Source organism: Nocardioides rotundus (assembly GCF_019931675.1).
Taxonomy (GTDB): domain Bacteria; phylum Actinomycetota; class Actinomycetes; order Propionibacteriales; family Nocardioidaceae; genus Nocardioides; species Nocardioides rotundus.
Genome location: NZ_CP082922.1, coordinates 2,510,813 through 2,528,814 on the forward strand (window position 1 = coordinate 2,510,813; position 18,002 = coordinate 2,528,814).

Here is an 18,002-nt window from a genome sequence, read left to right on the forward strand (position 1 = left end):
GCTCACCAGGCGGCGGGCCGGCCGGGCTCCAGGCGCAGCAGCCGGCCCTGCAGGCCGCGCCGGCCGAGCGCCGCGGCGAAGTCCGCGACCGGCTGGTCCAGCCAGGCCGGGCGGCGCCGGCTCACCCCGGGCGCGAGCGTCCCCCAGTGGATCGGCAGCACCCGCCCCGGGTCGATCCGCGCGACCGCCTCCGCGGCGCGCTCGGCGTCCAGGTGGCCCGGGCCGAGCGTGCGCCACCATCCCGCGATCGGCACAGCGGCGAGGTCGGGGTTGCCGAGGTCGGCCATCGCGTCGAACAGGTCGGTGTCGCCGGCCAGGTAGACCCGTCGGCCGGCCCGCTCCACGACGTACCCGACCGCCCCCATGCCCGGGTCCTCACGGCGGCCGCGGCCCCCGCGGTGCCGCGCCTCGGTGACCCGCAGCCGCACGCCGGCCACGTCCAGCGCCTCCCCGGGAGCCACCTCGTGCACCGCGCGCCAGCCCAGGTCTCGCAGGAGGCGGGCGGTGCCGAACGGCGTGACGATCTCGGCGTGCGGGGACGCGGCGGCGACCCGGCGCAGGGAGCGCCGGTCCAGATGGTCGTGGTGGGCGTGGGAGACCAGCACGAGGTCGGCCGCCGCGAGCGCCGGGTCCGGGGAGGGCGTACGGCGGCGCAGGTGGACGACCCGCTCGGTGAGCAGCGGATCGGCGAGCACCCGGACGCCGCCGATCCTCAGGGCGACGGTCGCGTGACCGGCCCAGGTCACCTCATCCCGCACGGGCCGCCCTCCACTGCGCCCAGGCCTCGCGGAACGGGCGCGGGGGCGGATCGACCGGTGGCCGGGTGTCCCGGCCGCGGTCGTACATCGTCGCCATCAGCGAGATCATCACCACCAGCAGGCCGGAGTCCTCCTCCGGAAGGCCGGCGGAGAGCAGCCACTCCGGCAGCAGCGCCAGCAACAGCAGGTTGACCGCCAGCACGACGAGGAACTCGCGTCCGGTGGTGCTCCACCCGGTGCCGCGTCGGTTGTGCCACCACTCGGTGACCGCGGCGTTGAGGAACACCAGGAGTCCCACGGTGGCGGCCAGCCGGACGTTGTTCACCGACAGCTCGGGGACCATGTGGGCGATCACCATGCCGGACAGCGAGAGGAAGAACAGCTTCTCCCACAGGATCGAGTCGATCAGTCGCTCGTTGACCAGGCCCAGGCGGGGGCGCGGCTCCAGGTGATGGGAGACATCGGCGGTGAACCCCCAGTCGGGGTCCGGCGCGGACCGCAGCAGCCGGACGGCGCCGATCGCCACGACCACCAGGAAGGCGATCACCACGGCCAGGAATCCGGGGTTGCCCTCGATGGCATCGGTGAAGTCGAGCTGCAGGACGTGGATCCAGGTCTCCTGCGGCAGCTTCACGAACAGCGTGATGCCCACCGCCAGGCCGACCAGGGTGACGAGGGCGAGCCGCTCGGGGTTCCACCGGGTGCGGATCGCCTCGTAGGCGATGAAGAAGTACTCGAACGCGTTGGGGAACAGCAGCAGCAGCGGCCGCCAGTGCAGGATCTCGAAGAGCGCGACGCCGACCAGCCGCCAGAAGAACAGCAGCCGGGCGATCTGGAACGCACCCTCGTCGCGCCAGTTGGTCAGCGTGGAGATGAAGGCGAAGGACAGGTAGTAGACGTCCAGCGCCTTGTCGTAGGACTGGTACCAGCCCAGGTCGCCGGTCAGCACGGCGGCGAAGACCGTCTGGTCCACCGCGTCCGCGACCAGGCAGGTCAGGATCGCCGGCAGCGGGTAGCGAAGGATCAGCAGCGGGGCGATCAGCCGCACGCCGACGACGAGCGCGATCACCACCTGCGCCGTCGTCATCGCGGCTGCCCCGGCCCCATGGCCGCCGATTCTGGCAGAGAGCCGACGCGTAGGGTCACCCCGTGTCCCCGCTCCCCCTGGTGCTCGCCTCCGCCTCCCCCGCTCGTCTGGCCACGCTGCGGTCCGCCGGCATCGAGCCGACGGTGATCGTCTCGGGGGTGGACGAGGAACAGCTCGCCGGCCTCCCTCCGGCCGAGCTGGCGCTGGAGCTGGCGCGGCTCAAGTGCGCCGCGGTGGCCGCGCGGGACGACGTACCTCCCGGCGCCGTGGTGCTCGGGTGCGACTCGGTGCTGGAGCTGGACGGCGAGGCGCTGGGCAAGCCTGAGACCGCGGAGGAGGCGGCCCGGCGCTGGCGGGCGATGCGCGGCCGCTCGGGCGTGCTCCACACCGGGCACTCGCTGCGCGACCCCGCCACCGGGCGCGTCGCGGAGCAGGTCGCGGGGACCACGGTGCACTTCGCCGATGTGAGCGACGCGGAGATCGAGGCGTACGTCGCCACCGGCGAGCCGCTCCACGTGGCCGGCGCCTTCACCATCGACGGCCTGGGCGGCGCGTTCGTCGAGCGGATCGAGGGCGACCACCACAACGTCGTCGGGCTGAGCCTGCCGGTGCTCCGCTCCCTGGTCCAGCAGCTCGGTCACTCCTGGCCGGACCTGTGGACCCGCGGCTGAGCTGGCAGCTCCACGGTGCGCACGAAGACGGTGTAGCGGAACAGCCAGAACCGGGCCACGAAGCCCAGGGCCAGCCCGATCACGTTCGCCGCGAGGTTGTCGGAGAAGGCATCGGTGCGGTCGAGCACGTGCCGGCTGAACGCCAGGCATGCCATCGGGATGAGCATCGTGACGACGTTGATCACCACGAAGGCGGTCACTCCGCCGTCGGCGTGCCGGACGCGGCGCTCCCGGAACACCCAGTCCTTGGTGCCGCGGAAGCTGATCGCCATGCCGACCACGTTCGCGAGCACATAGCCGGTGACCGCGTGCCGGTTCAGCGGGGCGTCCACGATGCCGAAGCCGTGCACCAGCAGGTTGAACAGCGTGAACGAGACGACCGTGGCGAGCACCCCGATGGCGGCGAACCGCCACGCCTCGCTGAGGAAGCGATCCGTCCGCGCGCTCACGGTGATCGAGGGTAACGCTCGGCCCACCCCGATGGATGGCCCGGCACGCTCAGAACGGCCACGGACCGCTTCCGGGCAGGACGATCAAGAGGCCGCCGATCCTGCCCTCCTGGGTCCACGCCACGCGGCCGACCCACTCACCGGCCTCGCAGACCAGCCGGGTCACCCCGATCCGGTCGCCGAGCAGCGGCTCGTCCGGGTCGACCTCGGTCCCGTCGGGAAGCTCGACCTTGGTGTCCTCGCAGCGGACGAGCTCCCCCGCCTCGCGCAGCGCTGCTCGCCAGGTGTCGCGGATCAGGTCCGCGGTGAGGACCTCGGCGGCCGTGGGCGTCATCTGGTCCCGGACCTGCTCCCACCGCTCGGCAGCGATGTCGGTGAAGACCCGCTCGGTGGCGGCGGGGGTGGTCGGGCTCGCGGTGGCGGTCATCGTCGTGTCTCCTGTTCTCGGGTGGCCGAAGCGTTTGAACGCCGCTTGTCGCGACATTCCGAGCACATCGCCGATCTGCTGCCAGGTGCGGCCGGACTCCCGGGCCGCGTCGATGGCGTCCTGGAGTCGGATCCGGGCCGACCGGAGTCCCTGGGCAGCGCCCAGGACCTCGGCCAGGCGGTCATCGGCCACGACCCGCACCGCTCGCGAGGCGCCCGGTCCACGCGGGCTGGACGATGACACCGGCCAGGATGAAGCCCGGCGCCCACCACGTGGGCTGGCCGCCGACGCCGGCGATCACGGCGCCCAGGAGGACGCCCACCACTCCGGCGGCGGCGTAGGCCGCGACCGAGACCGTCCCCCGGTCGCCGGCGTCGCCCGCGGAGGACCCGACGAACAGCATCACCCAGAGGGCGAGCGCCAGGCCGGCGCCGATCAGGGCGTAGGCCCACAGCGGACCGTCCTGGCCGAGCAGCCGACTGCCGACCACGACGGCCGCGGTGATGGCCAGCCCCACGAGCAGCGTTCCCACGACCCTGTGCATGCCTCCACTCTGTCAACCTTTGGCTGACATGTCAAAGAATGGTTGACACGTGGGATCGTCGTCGCGGCGCGTCCGTGCCCGTGCCCACGGGCCGGCCGGCCCCCGGCCGTCGTACCGAACGGTAGGCACCACGCGCGCGCGACAACCGATCAGTAGGCATCGTTTCGGCGCTGGAAAGGTGCCTACTGTTCGGTACGACGAGCGAGGGTGCCCGCCCGGAGGAGTACGGCGCCTCCGTCACTCCACCGGCAGGCCGAGCCCCCGGGCGATCAGCATCCGCTGGACCTCCGAGGTGCCCTCGCCGATCTCCAGCACCTTGGCGTCGCGGTAGAAGCGCGCGACGGGGTACTCCTCCATGAAGCCGTAGCCGCCGAAGACCTGGGTGGCGATCCGGGTGCCGGTGACGGCGGCCTCCGTGGCGTGCAGCTTGGCGATCGCCGCGGCCTGCTTGAAGGCCTTCATCGACGGGGCGTCCGCGCCGCCGGCGTCGATCGCGTCCTTCATCGCCGCCGCCTTGTAGGTCAGCAGCCGCGAGGCCTCGAGCATCACCTGCAGGTCGGCGATCTGGAAGGCCAGGCCCTGCTTGCGCCCGATCGGCCCGCCGAAGGTCTGCCGCTCGCCCGCGTAGGCGACCGAGGCGTCCAGGCAGCCCTGGAGGAGGCCGACCGCGAGCGCGGCGATGGCGACGCGGCCGTCGTCGAGAGTGGCGAGGAACTGCGCGTAGCCGCGGCCCCGCTGGCCGAGCAGGTTGGCCTCGGGGACCCGGCAGTCGGTGAAGGTCAGCGGGTGGGTGTCCGACGCGTGCCAGCCGAGCTTGTCGTAGGCCGGCTCGGCGGTGAAGCCGGGCGTGCCCGCGGGCACGATGATCGTGGAGATCTCGGGCTTCCCCGCACCCTCGCCGGTCGAGCCACCATCGCCGGTCGAGCCGCCATCGCCGGTCGAGCCTGTCGAGACCCCCGTCCGGGCCGTCACCGTCACGCAGGAGGTGATGTCGGAGCCGGAGTTGGTGATGAACTGCTTGGCCCCGTTGATCACCCACTCGCCACCGTCGAGCTCGGCCTTGGTGCGCGTCGCGCCGGCGTCGGACCCCGCGCCGGGCTCGGTGAGACCGAAGCCGGCGAGCCGGCGCCCGGCGACCAGGTCGGGCAGCCAGGTCTGACGCTGCTCGTCGGTGCCGTAGGTGAGGATCGGGTTGATCCCCAGCCCGACGGCGGCCTCCAGGGTGATGCCCAGCGACTGGTCGACCCGGCCGATCTCCTCGATCGCCAGGCACAGGCTGGTGAACCCGCCGTCCTCGCCGGCGAGCCCGGAGCCGCCGTACTCCTCCGGCGCGGTCAGGCCCATCAGGCCCAGGTCGCCCATCTCGTTCACGACGTCGGTCGGGAAGTGATGCTCGCGGTCCCACTGCGCCGCGTGCGGCGCGATCCGGGCCTCCGCGAAGTCCCGGACGGTACGGCGGAACTCCTCGTGCTCACGCGACAGCTCGAATGTCATGCAGGTCACCCTAGCGGCAAAGGTTAACGCTCGCTAACCACGTCGGGTATCTCACGCAGTCCCACGCCCCGCGCCGGCGCCCGGCGGCCTAGACTCCGCAGCACCCCCGCCGTACCGAAGAGGAGCACGCGTGTCCGAGGTCAAGCCGCTGGAGAAGGTCCTGATCGCCAACCGTGGCGAGATCGCCGTCCGGGTGATCCGGGCGTGCCGGGACGCGGGCATCGGCAGCGTGGCGGTCTACGCCGAGCCCGACCGCGACGCGCTGCACGTGCGGCTGGCCGACGAGGCCTACTCCCTCGAGGGTGCGACGCCCGGCGACTCCTACCTCGTCATCGACAAGATCATCGAGGCCGCCCGGGAGTCCGGCGCCGACTCGGTGCATCCCGGATACGGCTTCCTGGCCGAGAACCGCGACTTCGCCCAGGCCGTGATCGACGCCGGGCTGACCTGGATCGGCCCGCCGCCGGAGGCGATCGAGAACCTCGGGGACAAGGTCAAGGCCCGCCACATCGCCGAGAAGGTCGGCGCCCCGCTCGCGCCCGGCACCAAGGACCCGCTGGAGAGCGCCGACGAGGCGGTCGCCTTCGCCGAGGAGCACGGCCTACCGATCGCGATCAAGGCGGCGTTCGGCGGCGGCGGGCGCGGGCTCAAGGTGGCGCGGGAGATGAAGGACGTCGCCGACGCCTTCGACTCCGCGGTCCGCGAGGCGACCGCGGCCTTCGGCCGAGGCGAGTGCTTCGTGGAGAAGTTCCTGGACCAGCCTCGCCACGTCGAGACCCAGTGTCTGGCCGATCAGCACGGCAACGTCGTGGTGGTCTCCACCCGCGACTGCTCGCTGCAGCGTCGCCACCAGAAGCTGGTCGAGGAGGCGCCGGCCCCGTTCCTCAGCGAGGAGCAGCTGACCCGGCTCTATGAGTCCTCCAAGGCGATCCTGCGCGAGGCGGGGTACGTCGGAGCCGGGACGTGCGAGTTCCTCGTCGCCAAGGACGGCACCATCTCCTTCCTGGAGGTCAACACCCGCCTGCAGGTCGAGCACCCGGTGTCGGAGGAGGTCACCGGCATCGACCTGGTCCGCGAGATGTTCCGCGTCGCCGCCGGCGAGGAGCTGGGGTACGACGACCCGGAGATCCGCGGCCACTCGATCGAGTTCCGGATCAACGCCGAGGACGGCGGCAACAACTTCATGCCCGCCCCCGGCACGCTCACCCGGTGGAACCCCCCGGGCGGCCCCGGCGTCCGGGTCGACGGCGGCTATGAGAACGGCGAGACCATCCCCGGCTCCTTCGACTCCCTGGTCGCCAAGCTCGTGGTGACCGGGCGCGACCGCACCCAGGCGCTGGAGCGCTCGCGCCGCGCGCTCGCGGAGTTCGACGTGGACGGGATGCCCACGGTGATCCCGTTCCACCGCTCGGTGGTCGAGGACCCGGCGTACGTCGGCGCCTCGAACCCCAGCGGCGAGGGCTCCTTCGACGTCTACACCACCTGGATCGAGACCGACTACGACAACCAGCTGCAGCCCTGGTCCGGCGACTCCGCCGAGGCCGAGGAGGCCGGCGAGCGCCAGCGGGTCACCGTCGAGGTCGGCGGGCGCCGGCTCGAGGTCGTGCTCCCCGGCGGCCTGGGCGGGCTCGGCGGCGGTGCCGCCGCGGGCGCGGCCAAGAAGCCCAAGCGCGGCGGCGGCAAGAGGTCCGGCGGCGCCGTCTCCGGCGACGCGGTGACCTCCCCCATGCAGGGGACCATCGTCAAGGTCGTGGTCGAGGAGGGCCAGGAGATCTCCGAGGGCGACACCGTCGTGGTGATCGAGGCGATGAAGATGGAGCAGCCACTCAAGGCGCACAAGTCCGGCACGGTCGCCGGACTGCAGGCCGAGGTCGGCCAGACGGTCAACAACGGCGCCGTCATCGCCGAGATCAAGGACGCCTGAGCGCCGCTCAGCCCGGCGTGACCGCGATTCGGCCGCCGGAGAGCGGCATCAGCAGGATCGGAGCGTCCAGGGTCTCCAGGAACTCGTCGGTCGCCCGGCGCGCGCCCTCCCAGTCGCCGTAGTCGTCGAGCACGAGCACGCCCCCGGGCGCGATCCGGTGGTAGAGCTGCTCGAGCTCGTGCTTGGTCGAGGCGTACCAGTCGGTGTCCAGGCGCAGCAGCGCGATCTGCTCGGGCGCTTCGCCGGGGATCGTCTCCTCCACCGGACCCACGTGGTAGTGCAGCCGCTCCTCGGGATACCCGGTCTCGCGCATGCCCTCCTGCACGTCCTCCAGCGTCGCGAAGGCCCAGACCCGTGCCTCCATCGAGCTCTCCTCCAACAGCTCCGCGGCGCTCCGCCCATCACGCGAGCGCACGTCCTCCTCCGTGGGCGGCGTCATTCCCTCGTAGGTGTCGTAGAGGTGGAGGTCGCGGTCGGTCGCGCCCTCGCCCTGCAGCGCCCAGGCGACGGCCTGCATGCTGCCCCCGCGCCACACGCCGCACTCGACGATCGCGCCCGGCACGCCGGCACGCTGGACGTACCGGACGGCCTCGACCAGGCCGAAGACCCGCAGCGGCGGCGTCATGGTGCGCTCGGCGACCAGGTCGATGATCTTCAGCGCGCGGTCGTCGAAGTCGGCGCGCTCCTTGGCCCGGCGGGCCTCCTCCTGCTCCTCGGCGCGCTCCTTCATCCGCGCCACCTGTCGCTTGAGCCGGTCCCGGCGGGCCACGGCCTTGCGCGCGGTGGTCCGCTCCGCGGCGAGGTCGTCCTGGAGCGCAGCGTTCGCCTCGGCGGCCTCCTGGGAGCGCTTCCGGAGCTTGGTGACCTGCCGCTGGAGGCGCGCCACCTCGCCCTGGAGGCGCTCGGGCCGGAGCTCGGGAGGAAGCGGTCGCTGGACCTGGTAGCCCGTCGTGGAGCGGAGGACCTGGTTGAGCCGTTCCTTCATGGCGTCAACCTACCGGGCCCCCCGGCCGCCCCCGTGGAGCCGTTGCTAAGGTCACGCTTACTTAGGCAAGCCTTACCTAATCGGAAGGATGAACCGAGTGTCTCCCACCCCTCCCTCAGCGCGACAGCAGATCGTGCACCCCCGTCACGCCGACCACTGGCGCGCGCAGATCGACCTCGGCCTGGACCGGCTCCAGCGCCGGATGGCCGGCATGACCGGGCCCTCGACCGGCTGCCCGCCGACCACCGCCGAGGCCCTCGCGGGCGGGGTCGACCTGGACCGGCCGCTGGGCGACCTCGGGCAGGCGCTCACCGAGCTCGAGCGGGTCTGGCTCGACGACGCGGTGTGGTTCGCCGACCCGGGCTACGCCGCCCACCTCAATCCGCCCGTTGTGGCCCCCGCCCTGGTCGCCGACTGCCTCAGCACGGCGATGAACACCAGCATGGACACCTTCGACCAGAGCGTCGGAGCCACCTTCATCGAGCGAGCGCTCGTCGCGTGGACCGCCTCCCGGATCGGTTGGGCCCAGCCCGCCGCACCGGACGGCGTGTTCACCTCCGGCGGCACCCAGTCCAACCTGCAGGGCCTGCTCCTGGCCCGCGACACCGCGCGCGAGGCTGGCGTACCGCTGGACCGGATGCGCGTCCTCTGCTCGGCCGACGCGCACTTCAGCGTCAGCACCGGGGCCCGGCTCCTCGGCCTCGGCGCCGACGCGGTCGTCGCGGTCCCCGTGGACCGACGGCACCGGATGGACCCCGACGCTCTGGCCGTCTCGCTCGACGCCGTGACCGAGGCGGGCGACGTCCCGATCGCCGTGGTCGCCACCGCCGGCACCACCGACTTCGGCGCGGTCGACCCGCTGTCCGAGGTGGCGCGGCACGCGCGGCACCACGGCGCCTGGCTGCACGTCGACGCGGCGTACGGCGGTGCCCTGCTGGTCTCGCCCCGGCACCGCGACCGGCTCGCCGGCATCGAGCTCGCCGACTCCGTCACCGTCGACTTCCACAAGACCTGGTTCCAGCCGGTCGCGTGCAGCCTCCTGCTCGTCCGTGACGGCGACAGCCTGCGACACGTCGCCTGGCACGCGGACTACCTCAACCCGCCGGAGGGGACCGACCCGCACCAGGTGGACAAGAGCCTGCAGACGACCCGGCGCTTCGACGCCCTCAAGGTCTGGCTGACCCTGAGGGTGATGGGGGCCGATCAGGTCGGCGGCCTGCTCGACGACCTGATCGACCTCGCCGGCCGAGCGCACGCCGCACTCAGCACGGAGTACCCCGACATCGAGATCGCCGCACCACCCGAGCTCACCACCCTGGTCTTCCGGTGCCACCCGCTGCACAGCGAGCTGGGTGAGCCGGAGCTCACGGAGCTCAACCAGGAGGTCCGGCAGCGCCTCTACGCCTCCGGTGCCGCGATGGTCGCGGCGACCCGCGTCGACGGCCGGCAGTTCCTCAAGCTCACGCTGCTCAACCCGCTCGCCACCCTCGAGGACGTGCTGGCGATCGTCGATCGGGCGTGCGGGGCGATGGCCGAGCTCACCACCGAGCTCCCCCGCGCCCACCGGTCCGTCGAGCCGGCGGAGGTGGGCTGACATGCACACCTACGACCTGCTCGGCATCGGCCTGGGTCCCTTCAACCTCGGCCTCGCAGCCCTCGCGGACCCGGTCGAGGAGCTGGACTGCGTCTTCCTCGAGGCGCGCGAGGAGTTCTGCTGGCACGGCGGGATGATGCTGCCGCGCGCCACGCTGCAGGTGCCGTTCCTGGCGGACCTGGTGACCATGGCCGACCCGACCTCGCCGTACTCCTTCCTCAACCACCTCAAGCACGTGGGCCGGATCTACCCGTTCTTCATCCGCGAGCAGTTCCACCCGCTGCGCTCGGAGTACGACGCCTACTGCCGCTGGGTCGCCGACCAGCTGGACACCCTGCGCTTCGGCCGCCGGGTCGAGCGGGTCGAGCACGACGGCGAGGCCTACCTGGTCACCGCGAACACCGGCGAGCAGTGGCGCTCCCGGCGGCTGGTCCTCGGCACCGGCACCCAGCCGCGCCTCCCGCACGCCGTCGAGGGGCTGGACGGGCCGCTGCTGCACACGGCCGACTACCTGGACCGCCGCGAGGAGCTCCTCGGCCAGGAGAGCATCACCGTCGTCGGCAGCGGCCAGAGCGCGGCGGAGGTCTTCGCCGACCTGCTGGCCGCCCGCCCCGAGCGCGGGTTCGACCTCACCTGGGTGACCCGGACGCCGCGGTTCCTGCCGATGGAGGACACCAAGCTCACCCTGGAGCTCACCTCGCCGGAGTACACCGCCTACTTCCAGGACCTGCCCGCCGAGCGACGCGAGCCGCTGCTGCGCTCCCAGGCGTCGCTCTACAAGGGGATCAGCGCCGAGCTGGTGAACGCGATCTTCGACGAGCTCTACGCCCAGCGGGTCGACGGCCTGCCCGACCCCACGATGCTCAGCGCCACCGAGCTGACCGGCGCCCGCCGCGAGGGGGCGTCCTATGTGCTCGACCTGCACCACCGCGAGCAGGACGAGCCGATGCGGATGCGCACCGACGCTCTGGTCGTGGGCACCGGCTACGCGTCCTCCGTCCCCGGGTTCCTCGACCCGGTCCGCGACCGGCTGCGCATCGACGAGCAGGACCGGTTCCTGGCGGGGCCGACGTACTCCGTCGGGCAGCGCGACGGCGAGGTGTTCGTGCAGAACGCCGAGGAGCACACCCACGGCTTCGTCGCCCCCGACCTGGGCATGGGCGCCTTCCGCAACGCGGTCGTGCTCAACACCGTCACCGGGCGCGAGATCTACCCGGTGGAGAAGCGGATCGCCGTGCAGGAGTTCGGCGTCCCGGACCGGCTGCGGGTCGCGCCGTGAGCGCCCCGGCGCTGCCGCGGCTCCGGCCGGTCGACCCGGCCGCCGACGCCGAGCTCCTGCACGGTTGGGTCAGCCACCCCCGATCCGCCTTCTGGCAGATGTCCGGCCTGAGCGTGGCCGAGGTGCGGGAGGCGTACGACGAGATCGACCGCCATCCCCACCACGCCGCCTGGGTCGGCGAGCTCGAGGACGGGCCGATGATGCTGGGTGAGACCTACGACCCGCGGCGCTCCGAGCTCGGCGGCCTGACCCACCTGGACGACCTCGCCGACGGGGACGTCGGGATGCACGTCCTGGTGGCTCCACCCGCGGGGCCGCCCGTGCACGGCCTCACCCGGCGCGCGTTCGCCACGATGATGCGGCACTGCCTCGAGACCCTCGGGGCCGCTCGCGTGGTCGTCGAGCCCGACGTGCGCAACGCCGCGATCGCGCGGCTGAACGCGGACGCGGGCTTCACCGTCGACCGCGAGGTCGACCTGGCCGACAAGCGCGCCGCCCTGTCCTTCTGCACCCCCGCGGCCTTCGCCGCCTCCCCGATCGGAGACCTGCTGTGACTGCTCCCGACGTCCTGACCGCCCACCTGACCCCGGAGGCCATGAGCCGCGCCCAGCGGCACCTCGTGGCCAAGATCCTGGCCGAGACCGCGCACGAGCGGATGGTCGCGCCCGCGCCGATCGGACCGGGCGCCTACCGCGTCAACGCCGGCGGGTCGACGTACTCCTTCGACGCCGAGGTGCTCCCGCTGGAGCACTGGGTGATCGACGAGCCCAGCATCCGGCGCACCGTCGGGGGCGACGAGGCTCCGCTGGACGCCCAGGCGCTGGTGGCCGAGCTGGCCGATCGGATCGGGCTGAGCGACGAGCTGATGCCGGTCTACCTTGAGGAGCTGGCCGCCACGCTGGCCTCGGCGGCGTGGAAGCTGACCCACTCCCACGCCACCGCAGCCGACCTGCTGGAGGCGGACTTCCAGCAGATCGAGGCCGCGATGACCGAGGGGCACCCCGGCTTCATCGCCAACAACGGGCGGATCGGCTTCGGCGCCGCCGACCACGCGGCCTACTCCCCCGAGGCCGGCCGCCCGGTGCGGCTGCTGTGGGTCGCGCTCCGCCGCGGACTCTCGCGCCTGTCGCTGGGCGAGGGCCTGACCGAGGACGACCACTACCGCTTCGAGCTGGGCGAGGAGTGGCTGGCCTCGGCCCGGAACCGGCTGGCCGGCCTCGGCGAGAATCCCGACGACTACCTGCTGATGCCCGTGCACCCCTGGCAGTGGGACAACCGGCTGGCGGTCACCTTCGCGCCCGACGTCGCCCGCCGTGACCTGGTGCTGCTGGGCGAGGGTCCGCACGAGCACCAGGCGCAGCAGTCGATCCGCACGTTCTGGAACCGCACCGACCCCACACGCTCCTACACCAAGGTCGCGCTGTCGATCCAGAACATGGGCTTCCTGCGGGGCCTCTCGCCGGAGTTCATGACCGCCACGCCCGCGATCAACGACTTCGTCGCCGGTCTCGTGCACGGCGAGCCGGAGCTGCGGGCCCGTGGCTTCTCGGTGCTGCGCGAGCGGGCGGCCATCGGCTACACCGGGGACGCCTACCACGCGACCGGTCGTCGCTCCGGCTGGACCCGGATGACCGCCGCGCTGTGGCGGGAGAGCCCCGTCGACCGGGTCGGCGACGACGAGCGGCTGGCCACGATGGCCTCGCTGCTGCACCGCGACGCCGCGGGGACGTCGTACGTCGCGACGCTGGTCGACGCCTCCGGCCTGCCCGCCGCGGAGTGGGTACGGCGCCTCCTGGACGCCTACGTGCGGCCGATCGTGCACTGCCTGGCCCGGTGGAACCTCGCCTTCATGCCGCACACCGAGAACCTGGTGCTGGTGCTGGGCGACCACGCCGTCCGGCGGGTGATCATGAAGGACGTGGGCGAGGAGGTGGCCCTGCTCGCGCCGGTCGAGGGGCTGACGGTGCCCGAGGAGTGCGCGCGGATCGCCGGCGACTACCCGCAGGAGATGCACCGGCTGGCCCTGCACACCGACGTCTTCGACGGTGTGCTGCGGCACCTCGCCGGGATCCTGCACGCCGACCGGGTGCTGGACGCCGACGACTTCTGGGCCGAGGTCGCCGAGTGCCTGCAGCGGCACGCCGAGGACCATCCCGAGCTGGCCGAGGCGCTGGCGCGCTACGACTTCGCGGGGCCGACCTTCCCGCACTCGTGTCTCAACCGGCTGCAGCTGCGCAACACCCGCGAGATGGTCGACCTGGGCGACCAGGCGTCGTCGCTGATGTTCGCCGGCGAGCTGGACAACCCGGTCGCGGGGCGGGCCCCGGTCAGCGTGGCTGCGGGTTCCTGATCACCGCGTCCGGCGCGGGGGCGGCGGTCGGCCCGGCACCCGCCGGCGGCCGCTCCCCCGTCACGGCCTCGAGCACCGCGGCGGCCGCGGCCCGCATGCCGGCGACCCGGGGGTGCAGCGGCGCCGGCTGGCCGGGGACGTAGTCGGCCCCCGTCACCCAGGCGTCCTTGCCGGCGCAGGCGTCGTGCCCGGCGCTGACGGGGTAGAGGTCGACCCAGGTGGCGCCGGCCTGCCGGGCCGCGGCCCGCACGGACGCGTTGAGCCGGTCGGCCACGCGGCGGGCGATCCCGGCCTGCTCGGCGTCCACGCCCAGCGCGCGACACGTGCTCCGCGGCGGCGCCACCTGGGGGTAGCCGACCACGACGACGTCGGCCTCCGGCGCCCGCCGGGCGACCTGCGCCAGCGCGTCGGCCAGCCTGGTCTCGACCCGCGCGGCGTCGCGGAGCAGGGCCGGCTCGTCCAGGTCGCACACCGCCCCCGGGGCCGCGAGGTCGCCGGCACAGCCGCTCATCCGGGCGAACAGGTCGAAGTCGTTGCCACCGAGGCCCACGGTCACCAGGTCGGTCTCCGGCGACAGGGCGCGCTGCTGCGGCGGGGTCGTCGTGCCGCCGTACAGCAGCTGCTGGGGTGCCGTGAGGTCCGTGGTCGCCGCCCCGGAGCACGACACGTCGCGATAGGTGCGCACCTCCAGCCACTCCGCGAGGAACGCCGGGTAGTTGTTCGTCGAGCGCGCGCAGCCGGACGGGTCCGAGCGGACCGTGCTGATCAGCGGCCCGGCGGTGTAGGAGTCGCCGAGCGCGACGTAGTCGACCGGCGGCGGCGCCTGCGTCGTCGTGGCGGCGTCCGGGGCGCTCGCCGGGCCCTCGGCGGTGCACCCGGCCAGGAGCACGGCGGCCGCGACCAGGGCGGAGGTACGACGCAGCACGGACAGATCTTCGCAGCCGGGCCCAAGCCCCTTAGCCTCGTGCCATGTTCTCCAAGGTGCTGGTGGCCAACCGGGGCGAGATCGCCATCCGGGCCTTCCGTGCCGCCCACGAGCTGGGCGCGCGGACCGTCGCGGTCTTCCCCTACGAGGACCGCGGCTCCGAGCACCGGCTCAAGGCCGACGAGGCCTACGAGATCGGCGAGCGCGGGCACCCGGTGCGGGCCTATCTGGACCCCGACGAGGTGGTACGGGCGGCACTCAACGCGGGCGCCGACGCGGTCTACCCGGGCTACGGCTTCCTCTCGGAGAACCCGGCGCTGGCGGAGAAGTGCGCGGAGGCGGGGCTCACCTTCGTCGGGCCGAGCGCCGAGGTGCTCACCCTGACCGGCAACAAGGCGCGCGCGATCGCGGCGGCCAAGGCGGCCGGCGTACCGACCCTGCAGGGCGTCGAGCCCTCCACCGACGTGGACGCCCTGGAGTCCGCCGCGCGCGAGCTGCCGTTCCCCGTGTTCGTCAAGGCCGTCGCCGGAGGCGGCGGGCGCGGGATGCGCCGGGTCGACGATCCCGCCGGGCTGCGCGAGGCGATCGAGGCGTGCATGCGCGAGGCCGAGGGCGCCTTCGGCGACCCCACCGTCTTCGTCGAGCAGGCCGTGGTCGACCCGCGTCACATCGAGGTGCAGATCCTCGCCGACGGCACCGGCGAGGTGATCCACCTCTTCGAGCGGGACTGCTCGGTGCAGCGCCGTCACCAGAAGGTCGTCGAGATCGCTCCGGCGCCGCACCTGGACCCCGAGCTGCGCAAGCGGATCTGCGACGACGCGGTGCGCTTCGCCCGGGAGATCGGCTACCGCAACGCGGGCACCGTGGAGTTCCTCCTCGACCCCGACGGCAACTACGTCTTCATCGAGATGAACCCACGGATCCAGGTCGAGCACACGGTGACCGAGGAGGTCACCGACGTCGACCTGGTCCAGTCCCAGCTGCGGATCGCGGCCGGCGAGACGCTGGAGGACCTCGGGCTCTCCCAGGACACCGTGCAGCTGCGCGGTGCGGCCCTGCAGTGCCGGATCACCACCGAGGACCCGGCCAACGACTTCCGCCCCGATACCGGCAAGATCACGACGTACCGCTCCCCCGGCGGTGCGGGCGTCCGGCTGGACGGCGGCACGACCTACACCGGCGCCGAGGTCTCGCCGCACTTCGACTCGATGCTGGCCAAGCTCACCTGCCGCGGTCGGACCTTCGAGAAGGCGGTCGAGCGTGCGCGGCGCGCGATCGCGGAGTTCCGGATCCGCGGCGTCGCCACCAACATCCCCTTCCTGCAGGCGCTCCTGGCCGACCCCGACTTCGTCGAGGGACGGATCACCACCGGCTTCATCGAGCAGCATCCGCAGCTGCTCACCGCGCGCTCCAGCAGCGACCGCGGCACCAAGCTGCTCACCTACCTCGCCGAGGTCACCGTCAACCGGCCGCACGGCGAGGCGCCGGTCTCGGTCGACCCGGCCGGCAAGCTGCCCGCCCTCGACCTGGAGGTGCCGGCCCCCGACGGGACCCGGCAGCAGCTGCTGACGGCGGGGCCCGAGGAGTTCGCCCGGGCCTTGCGCGCCCAGGAGCTGGTGGCGGTCACCGACACCACCTTCCGCGACGCGCACCAGTCGCTGCTGGCGACCCGGGTGCGCACCCGCGACCTGCAGGCGGTGGCGCCGTACGTCGCCCGGATGCTGCCCCAGCTGTGGTCGGTGGAGTGCTGGGGCGGGGCGACCTACGACGTCGCGCTGCGCTTCCTCGCCGAGGACCCGTGGGAGCGGCTGGTCGAGCTGCGCCAGGCGATGCCGAACCTGTGCCTGCAGATGCTGCTGCGCGGGCGCAACACGGTGGGCTACACGCCGTACCCGACCGAGGTGACCGACGCCTTCGTGGCCGAGGCCGCCGAGACCGGGATCGACGTGTTCCGGATCTTCGACGCGCTCAACGACGTGAGCCAGATGCGCCCGGCGATCGAGGCCGTGCGCGCGACCGGGAGCACCGTCGCGGAGGTGGCGCTGTGCTACACCGGCGACCTCTCCGACCCCGGCGAGCGGCTCTACACACTCGACTACTACCTGCGGCTGGCCGAGCAGATCGTGGATGCGGGCGCACACGTGCTGGCGATCAAGGACATGGCCGGGCTGCTGCGGGCGCCGGCCGCGCGCCGTCTGGTGACCGCGCTGCGCGAGCGCTTCGACCTGCCGGTGCACCTGCACACCCACGACACCGCCGGCGGCCAGCTGGCGACCCTGCTCGCGGCGATCGACGCCGGGGTGGACGCCGTGGACGCGGCCGCCTCGCCGATGGCCGGGACCGCCTCGCAGCCCGCGCTGTCGGCGCTGATCTCGGCCACCGACCACTCCGAGCGGGAGACCGGGCTGTCGCTGGATGCGGCCTGCGCGCTGGAGCCCTACTGGGAGGCGATGCGCCGGGTCTACGCGCCGTTCGAGTCCGGGCTGGCCTCCCCGACGGGGCGGGTCTACACCCACGAGATCCCCGGCGGTCAGCTCTCCAACCTGCGCCAGCAGGCGGTCGCGCTCGGGCTGGGCGAGAAGTTCGAGCAGATCGAGGACATGTACGCCGCCGCCAACGACATCCTCGGCAACGTGGTCAAGGTGACCCCGTCCTCCAAGGTGGTCGGCGACCTGGCCCTGCACCTGGTGGCGGTCGGCGCCGACCCGGCGGAGTTCGCGGAGAACCCGCAGGACTTCGACATCCCCGACTCGGTCATCGGCTTCCTGAACGGCGAGCTCGGCGACCCGCCGGGAGGCTGGCCCGAGCCGTTCCGGACCAGGGCGCTGGAGGGCCGGTCGTGGAAGGAGCCGGCGGAGTCGCTCACCTCCGAGCAGCGCGACGGGCTGGCGGCCGACCGCCGCCGTACTCTCAACCAGCTGCTGTTCCCCGGGCCGACGCGCGAATTCGACGAGAGCCGGGAGCGGTACGGCGACACCTCGGTGCTGCCCACCCGGGACTACCTCTACGGCCTGCGCGCTGGCGAGGAGCACGAGATCCCGCTGGAGCAGGGCAAGACGCTGCTCTTCGGGCTCGAGGCGATCGGCGAGCCGGACGAGCGGGGCTACCGGACCGTGATGGCGCTCATCAACGGCCAGCTGCGCCCGATCAGCGTGCGCGACACCGCCGTGGCCTCCGACGTACCCGCCGCGGAGAGGGCCGACAGCGGCAACGACGGCCACGTGGCCGCGCCCTTCCAGGGCGTCGTCTCGATCGTGGTGGACGAGGGCGACCAGGTCGAGGCCGGCCAGACCGTCGCCACCATCGAGGCGATGAAGATGGAGGCCTCCATCACCGCCCCGCGCGCGGGCACGGTCAAGCGGCTCGCCCTCACCGGCCCCCAGTCCGTCGACGGCGGCGACCTGGTCCTCGAGCTCGCCTGACCAGACCTTCCCCGCCCTGCCCGCCCTGACCTGTGCTGAGCCGGACCCCTGACCCTTGCGCTCTGCCCCCTGACATGGCGAGTCGGCGCTAGT

15 protein-coding genes are annotated in these 18,002 nt (G+C 72.9%); 7 read left to right on the top strand and 8 right to left on the bottom strand.

Going from position 1 to position 18,002, the window contains the following annotated elements; translation table 11 throughout:
* Positions 1-2: 2 nt before the first annotated feature.
* Both K8W59_RS12410 and K8W59_RS12415 read right to left on the bottom strand, forming a co-directional pair.
* Positions 3-758: an MBL fold metallo-hydrolase gene (locus tag K8W59_RS12410; protein ID WP_223394275.1), complete on the bottom strand. Its 756-nt coding sequence runs from the start codon at positions 756-758 to the stop codon at positions 3-5.
* A complete protein-coding gene (locus tag K8W59_RS12415; RefSeq protein WP_223394277.1) occupies positions 748-1,845 on the bottom strand; it encodes a hypothetical protein in 1,098 nt (365 codons plus the stop codon). Before K8W59_RS12415 ends, K8W59_RS12410 begins: the two co-directional genes overlap by 11 nt.
* Positions 1,846-1,907: 62 nt before the next feature.
* Here K8W59_RS12415 and K8W59_RS12420 point away from each other — a divergent pair, with 62 nt between their 5' ends.
* The gene (locus K8W59_RS12420) at positions 1,908-2,516 is read left to right on the top strand and encodes a Maf family protein (RefSeq protein ID WP_223394279.1); all 609 of its coding nucleotides are present in this window, start codon (positions 1,908-1,910) and stop codon (positions 2,514-2,516) included.
* On the opposite strand, the gene K8W59_RS12425 is transcribed toward K8W59_RS12420, so the two are convergent.
* The 4 genes from K8W59_RS12425 to K8W59_RS12440 all read right to left on the bottom strand — a co-directional run bounded on the left by K8W59_RS12425 (position 2,483) and on the right by K8W59_RS12440 (position 5,430).
* Positions 2,483-2,965, bottom strand: coding sequence for a GtrA family protein (locus K8W59_RS12425; protein ID WP_223394281.1), 483 nt, complete (start codon positions 2,963-2,965; stop codon positions 2,483-2,485). The genes K8W59_RS12420 and K8W59_RS12425 overlap by 34 nt on opposite strands.
* A gap of 49 nt (positions 2,966-3,014) precedes the next feature.
* Complete coding sequence (locus tag K8W59_RS12430; RefSeq protein ID WP_223394283.1) at positions 3,015-3,584, bottom strand: hypothetical protein; 570 nt, start codon at positions 3,582-3,584, stop codon at positions 3,015-3,017.
* A complete protein-coding gene (locus K8W59_RS12435; protein ID WP_223394285.1) occupies positions 3,574-3,936 on the bottom strand; it encodes a hypothetical protein in 363 nt (120 codons plus the stop codon). The genes K8W59_RS12430 and K8W59_RS12435 overlap by 11 nt, the downstream gene beginning before the upstream one ends.
* A 237-nt stretch (positions 3,937-4,173) precedes the next feature.
* Positions 4,174-5,430 (bottom strand): acyl-CoA dehydrogenase family protein, encoded by a 1,257-nt coding sequence (locus K8W59_RS12440; protein WP_223394287.1) that lies wholly within the window; start codon positions 5,428-5,430, stop codon positions 4,174-4,176.
* A 130-nt stretch (positions 5,431-5,560) separates the two neighbouring features.
* Here K8W59_RS12440 and K8W59_RS12445 point away from each other — a divergent pair, with 130 nt between their 5' ends.
* Positions 5,561-7,354: an acetyl/propionyl/methylcrotonyl-CoA carboxylase subunit alpha gene (locus tag K8W59_RS12445; RefSeq protein WP_223394289.1), complete on the top strand. Its 1,794-nt coding sequence runs from the start codon at positions 5,561-5,563 to the stop codon at positions 7,352-7,354.
* Between the two features lie 7 nt (positions 7,355-7,361).
* Here K8W59_RS12445 and K8W59_RS12450 read toward each other — a convergent pair whose 3' ends face one another.
* Positions 7,362-8,339, bottom strand: coding sequence for a TylF/MycF/NovP-related O-methyltransferase (locus tag K8W59_RS12450; RefSeq protein ID WP_223394291.1), 978 nt, complete (start codon positions 8,337-8,339; stop codon positions 7,362-7,364).
* A 97-nt stretch (positions 8,340-8,436) separates the two neighbouring features.
* Here K8W59_RS12450 and K8W59_RS12455 point away from each other — a divergent pair, with 97 nt between their 5' ends.
* The 4 genes from K8W59_RS12455 to K8W59_RS12470 are packed head-to-tail and all read left to right on the top strand — an operon-like array spanning position 8,437 to position 13,562.
* Complete coding sequence (locus tag K8W59_RS12455; protein WP_223394293.1) at positions 8,437-9,933, top strand: pyridoxal phosphate-dependent decarboxylase family protein; 1,497 nt, start codon at positions 8,437-8,439, stop codon at positions 9,931-9,933.
* Between the two features lies 1 nt (position 9,934).
* Complete coding sequence (locus K8W59_RS12460; RefSeq protein WP_223394295.1) at positions 9,935-11,212, top strand: lysine N(6)-hydroxylase/L-ornithine N(5)-oxygenase family protein; 1,278 nt, start codon at positions 9,935-9,937, stop codon at positions 11,210-11,212.
* Positions 11,209-11,766: a GNAT family N-acetyltransferase gene (locus tag K8W59_RS12465; protein WP_223394297.1), complete on the top strand. Its 558-nt coding sequence runs from the start codon at positions 11,209-11,211 to the stop codon at positions 11,764-11,766. Before K8W59_RS12460 ends, K8W59_RS12465 begins: the two co-directional genes overlap by 4 nt.
* Positions 11,763-13,562 (top strand): IucA/IucC family protein, encoded by a 1,800-nt coding sequence (locus K8W59_RS12470; RefSeq protein WP_223394299.1) that lies wholly within the window; start codon positions 11,763-11,765, stop codon positions 13,560-13,562. Before K8W59_RS12465 ends, K8W59_RS12470 begins: the two co-directional genes overlap by 4 nt.
* Here the strand turns inward: K8W59_RS12470 and K8W59_RS12475 are convergent.
* Positions 13,540-14,487: an SGNH/GDSL hydrolase family protein gene (locus tag K8W59_RS12475; RefSeq protein ID WP_223394301.1), complete on the bottom strand. Its 948-nt coding sequence runs from the start codon at positions 14,485-14,487 to the stop codon at positions 13,540-13,542. The genes K8W59_RS12470 and K8W59_RS12475 overlap by 23 nt on opposite strands.
* A gap of 44 nt (positions 14,488-14,531) precedes the next feature.
* Between K8W59_RS12475 and K8W59_RS12480 the strand changes: the two genes are divergently transcribed.
* Complete coding sequence (locus K8W59_RS12480) at positions 14,532-17,909, top strand: pyruvate carboxylase (RefSeq protein WP_223394303.1); 3,378 nt, start codon at positions 14,532-14,534, stop codon at positions 17,907-17,909.
* Positions 17,910-18,002 lie beyond the last annotated feature (93 nt).

Excerpts from the sequence above, each read along its gene's own strand:
- K8W59_RS12415 (WP_223394277.1), bottom strand. The coding sequence starts at position 1,845 with ATGACGACGGCGCAGGTGGTGATCGCGCTCGTCGTCGGCGTGCGGCTG.
- K8W59_RS12435 (WP_223394285.1), bottom strand. The coding sequence starts at position 3,936 with ATGCACAGGGTCGTGGGAACGCTGCTCGTGGGGCTGGCCATCACCGCG.
- K8W59_RS12440 (WP_223394287.1), bottom strand. The coding sequence starts at position 5,430 with ATGACATTCGAGCTGTCGCGTGAGCACGAGGAGTTCCGCCGTACCGTC.
- K8W59_RS12450 (WP_223394291.1), bottom strand. The coding sequence starts at position 8,339 with ATGAAGGAACGGCTCAACCAGGTCCTCCGCTCCACGACGGGCTACCAG.
- K8W59_RS12460 (WP_223394295.1), top strand. The coding sequence starts at position 9,935 with ATGCACACCTACGACCTGCTCGGCATCGGCCTGGGTCCCTTCAACCTC.
- K8W59_RS12480 (WP_223394303.1), top strand. The coding sequence starts at position 14,532 with ATGTTCTCCAAGGTGCTGGTGGCCAACCGGGGCGAGATCGCCATCCGG.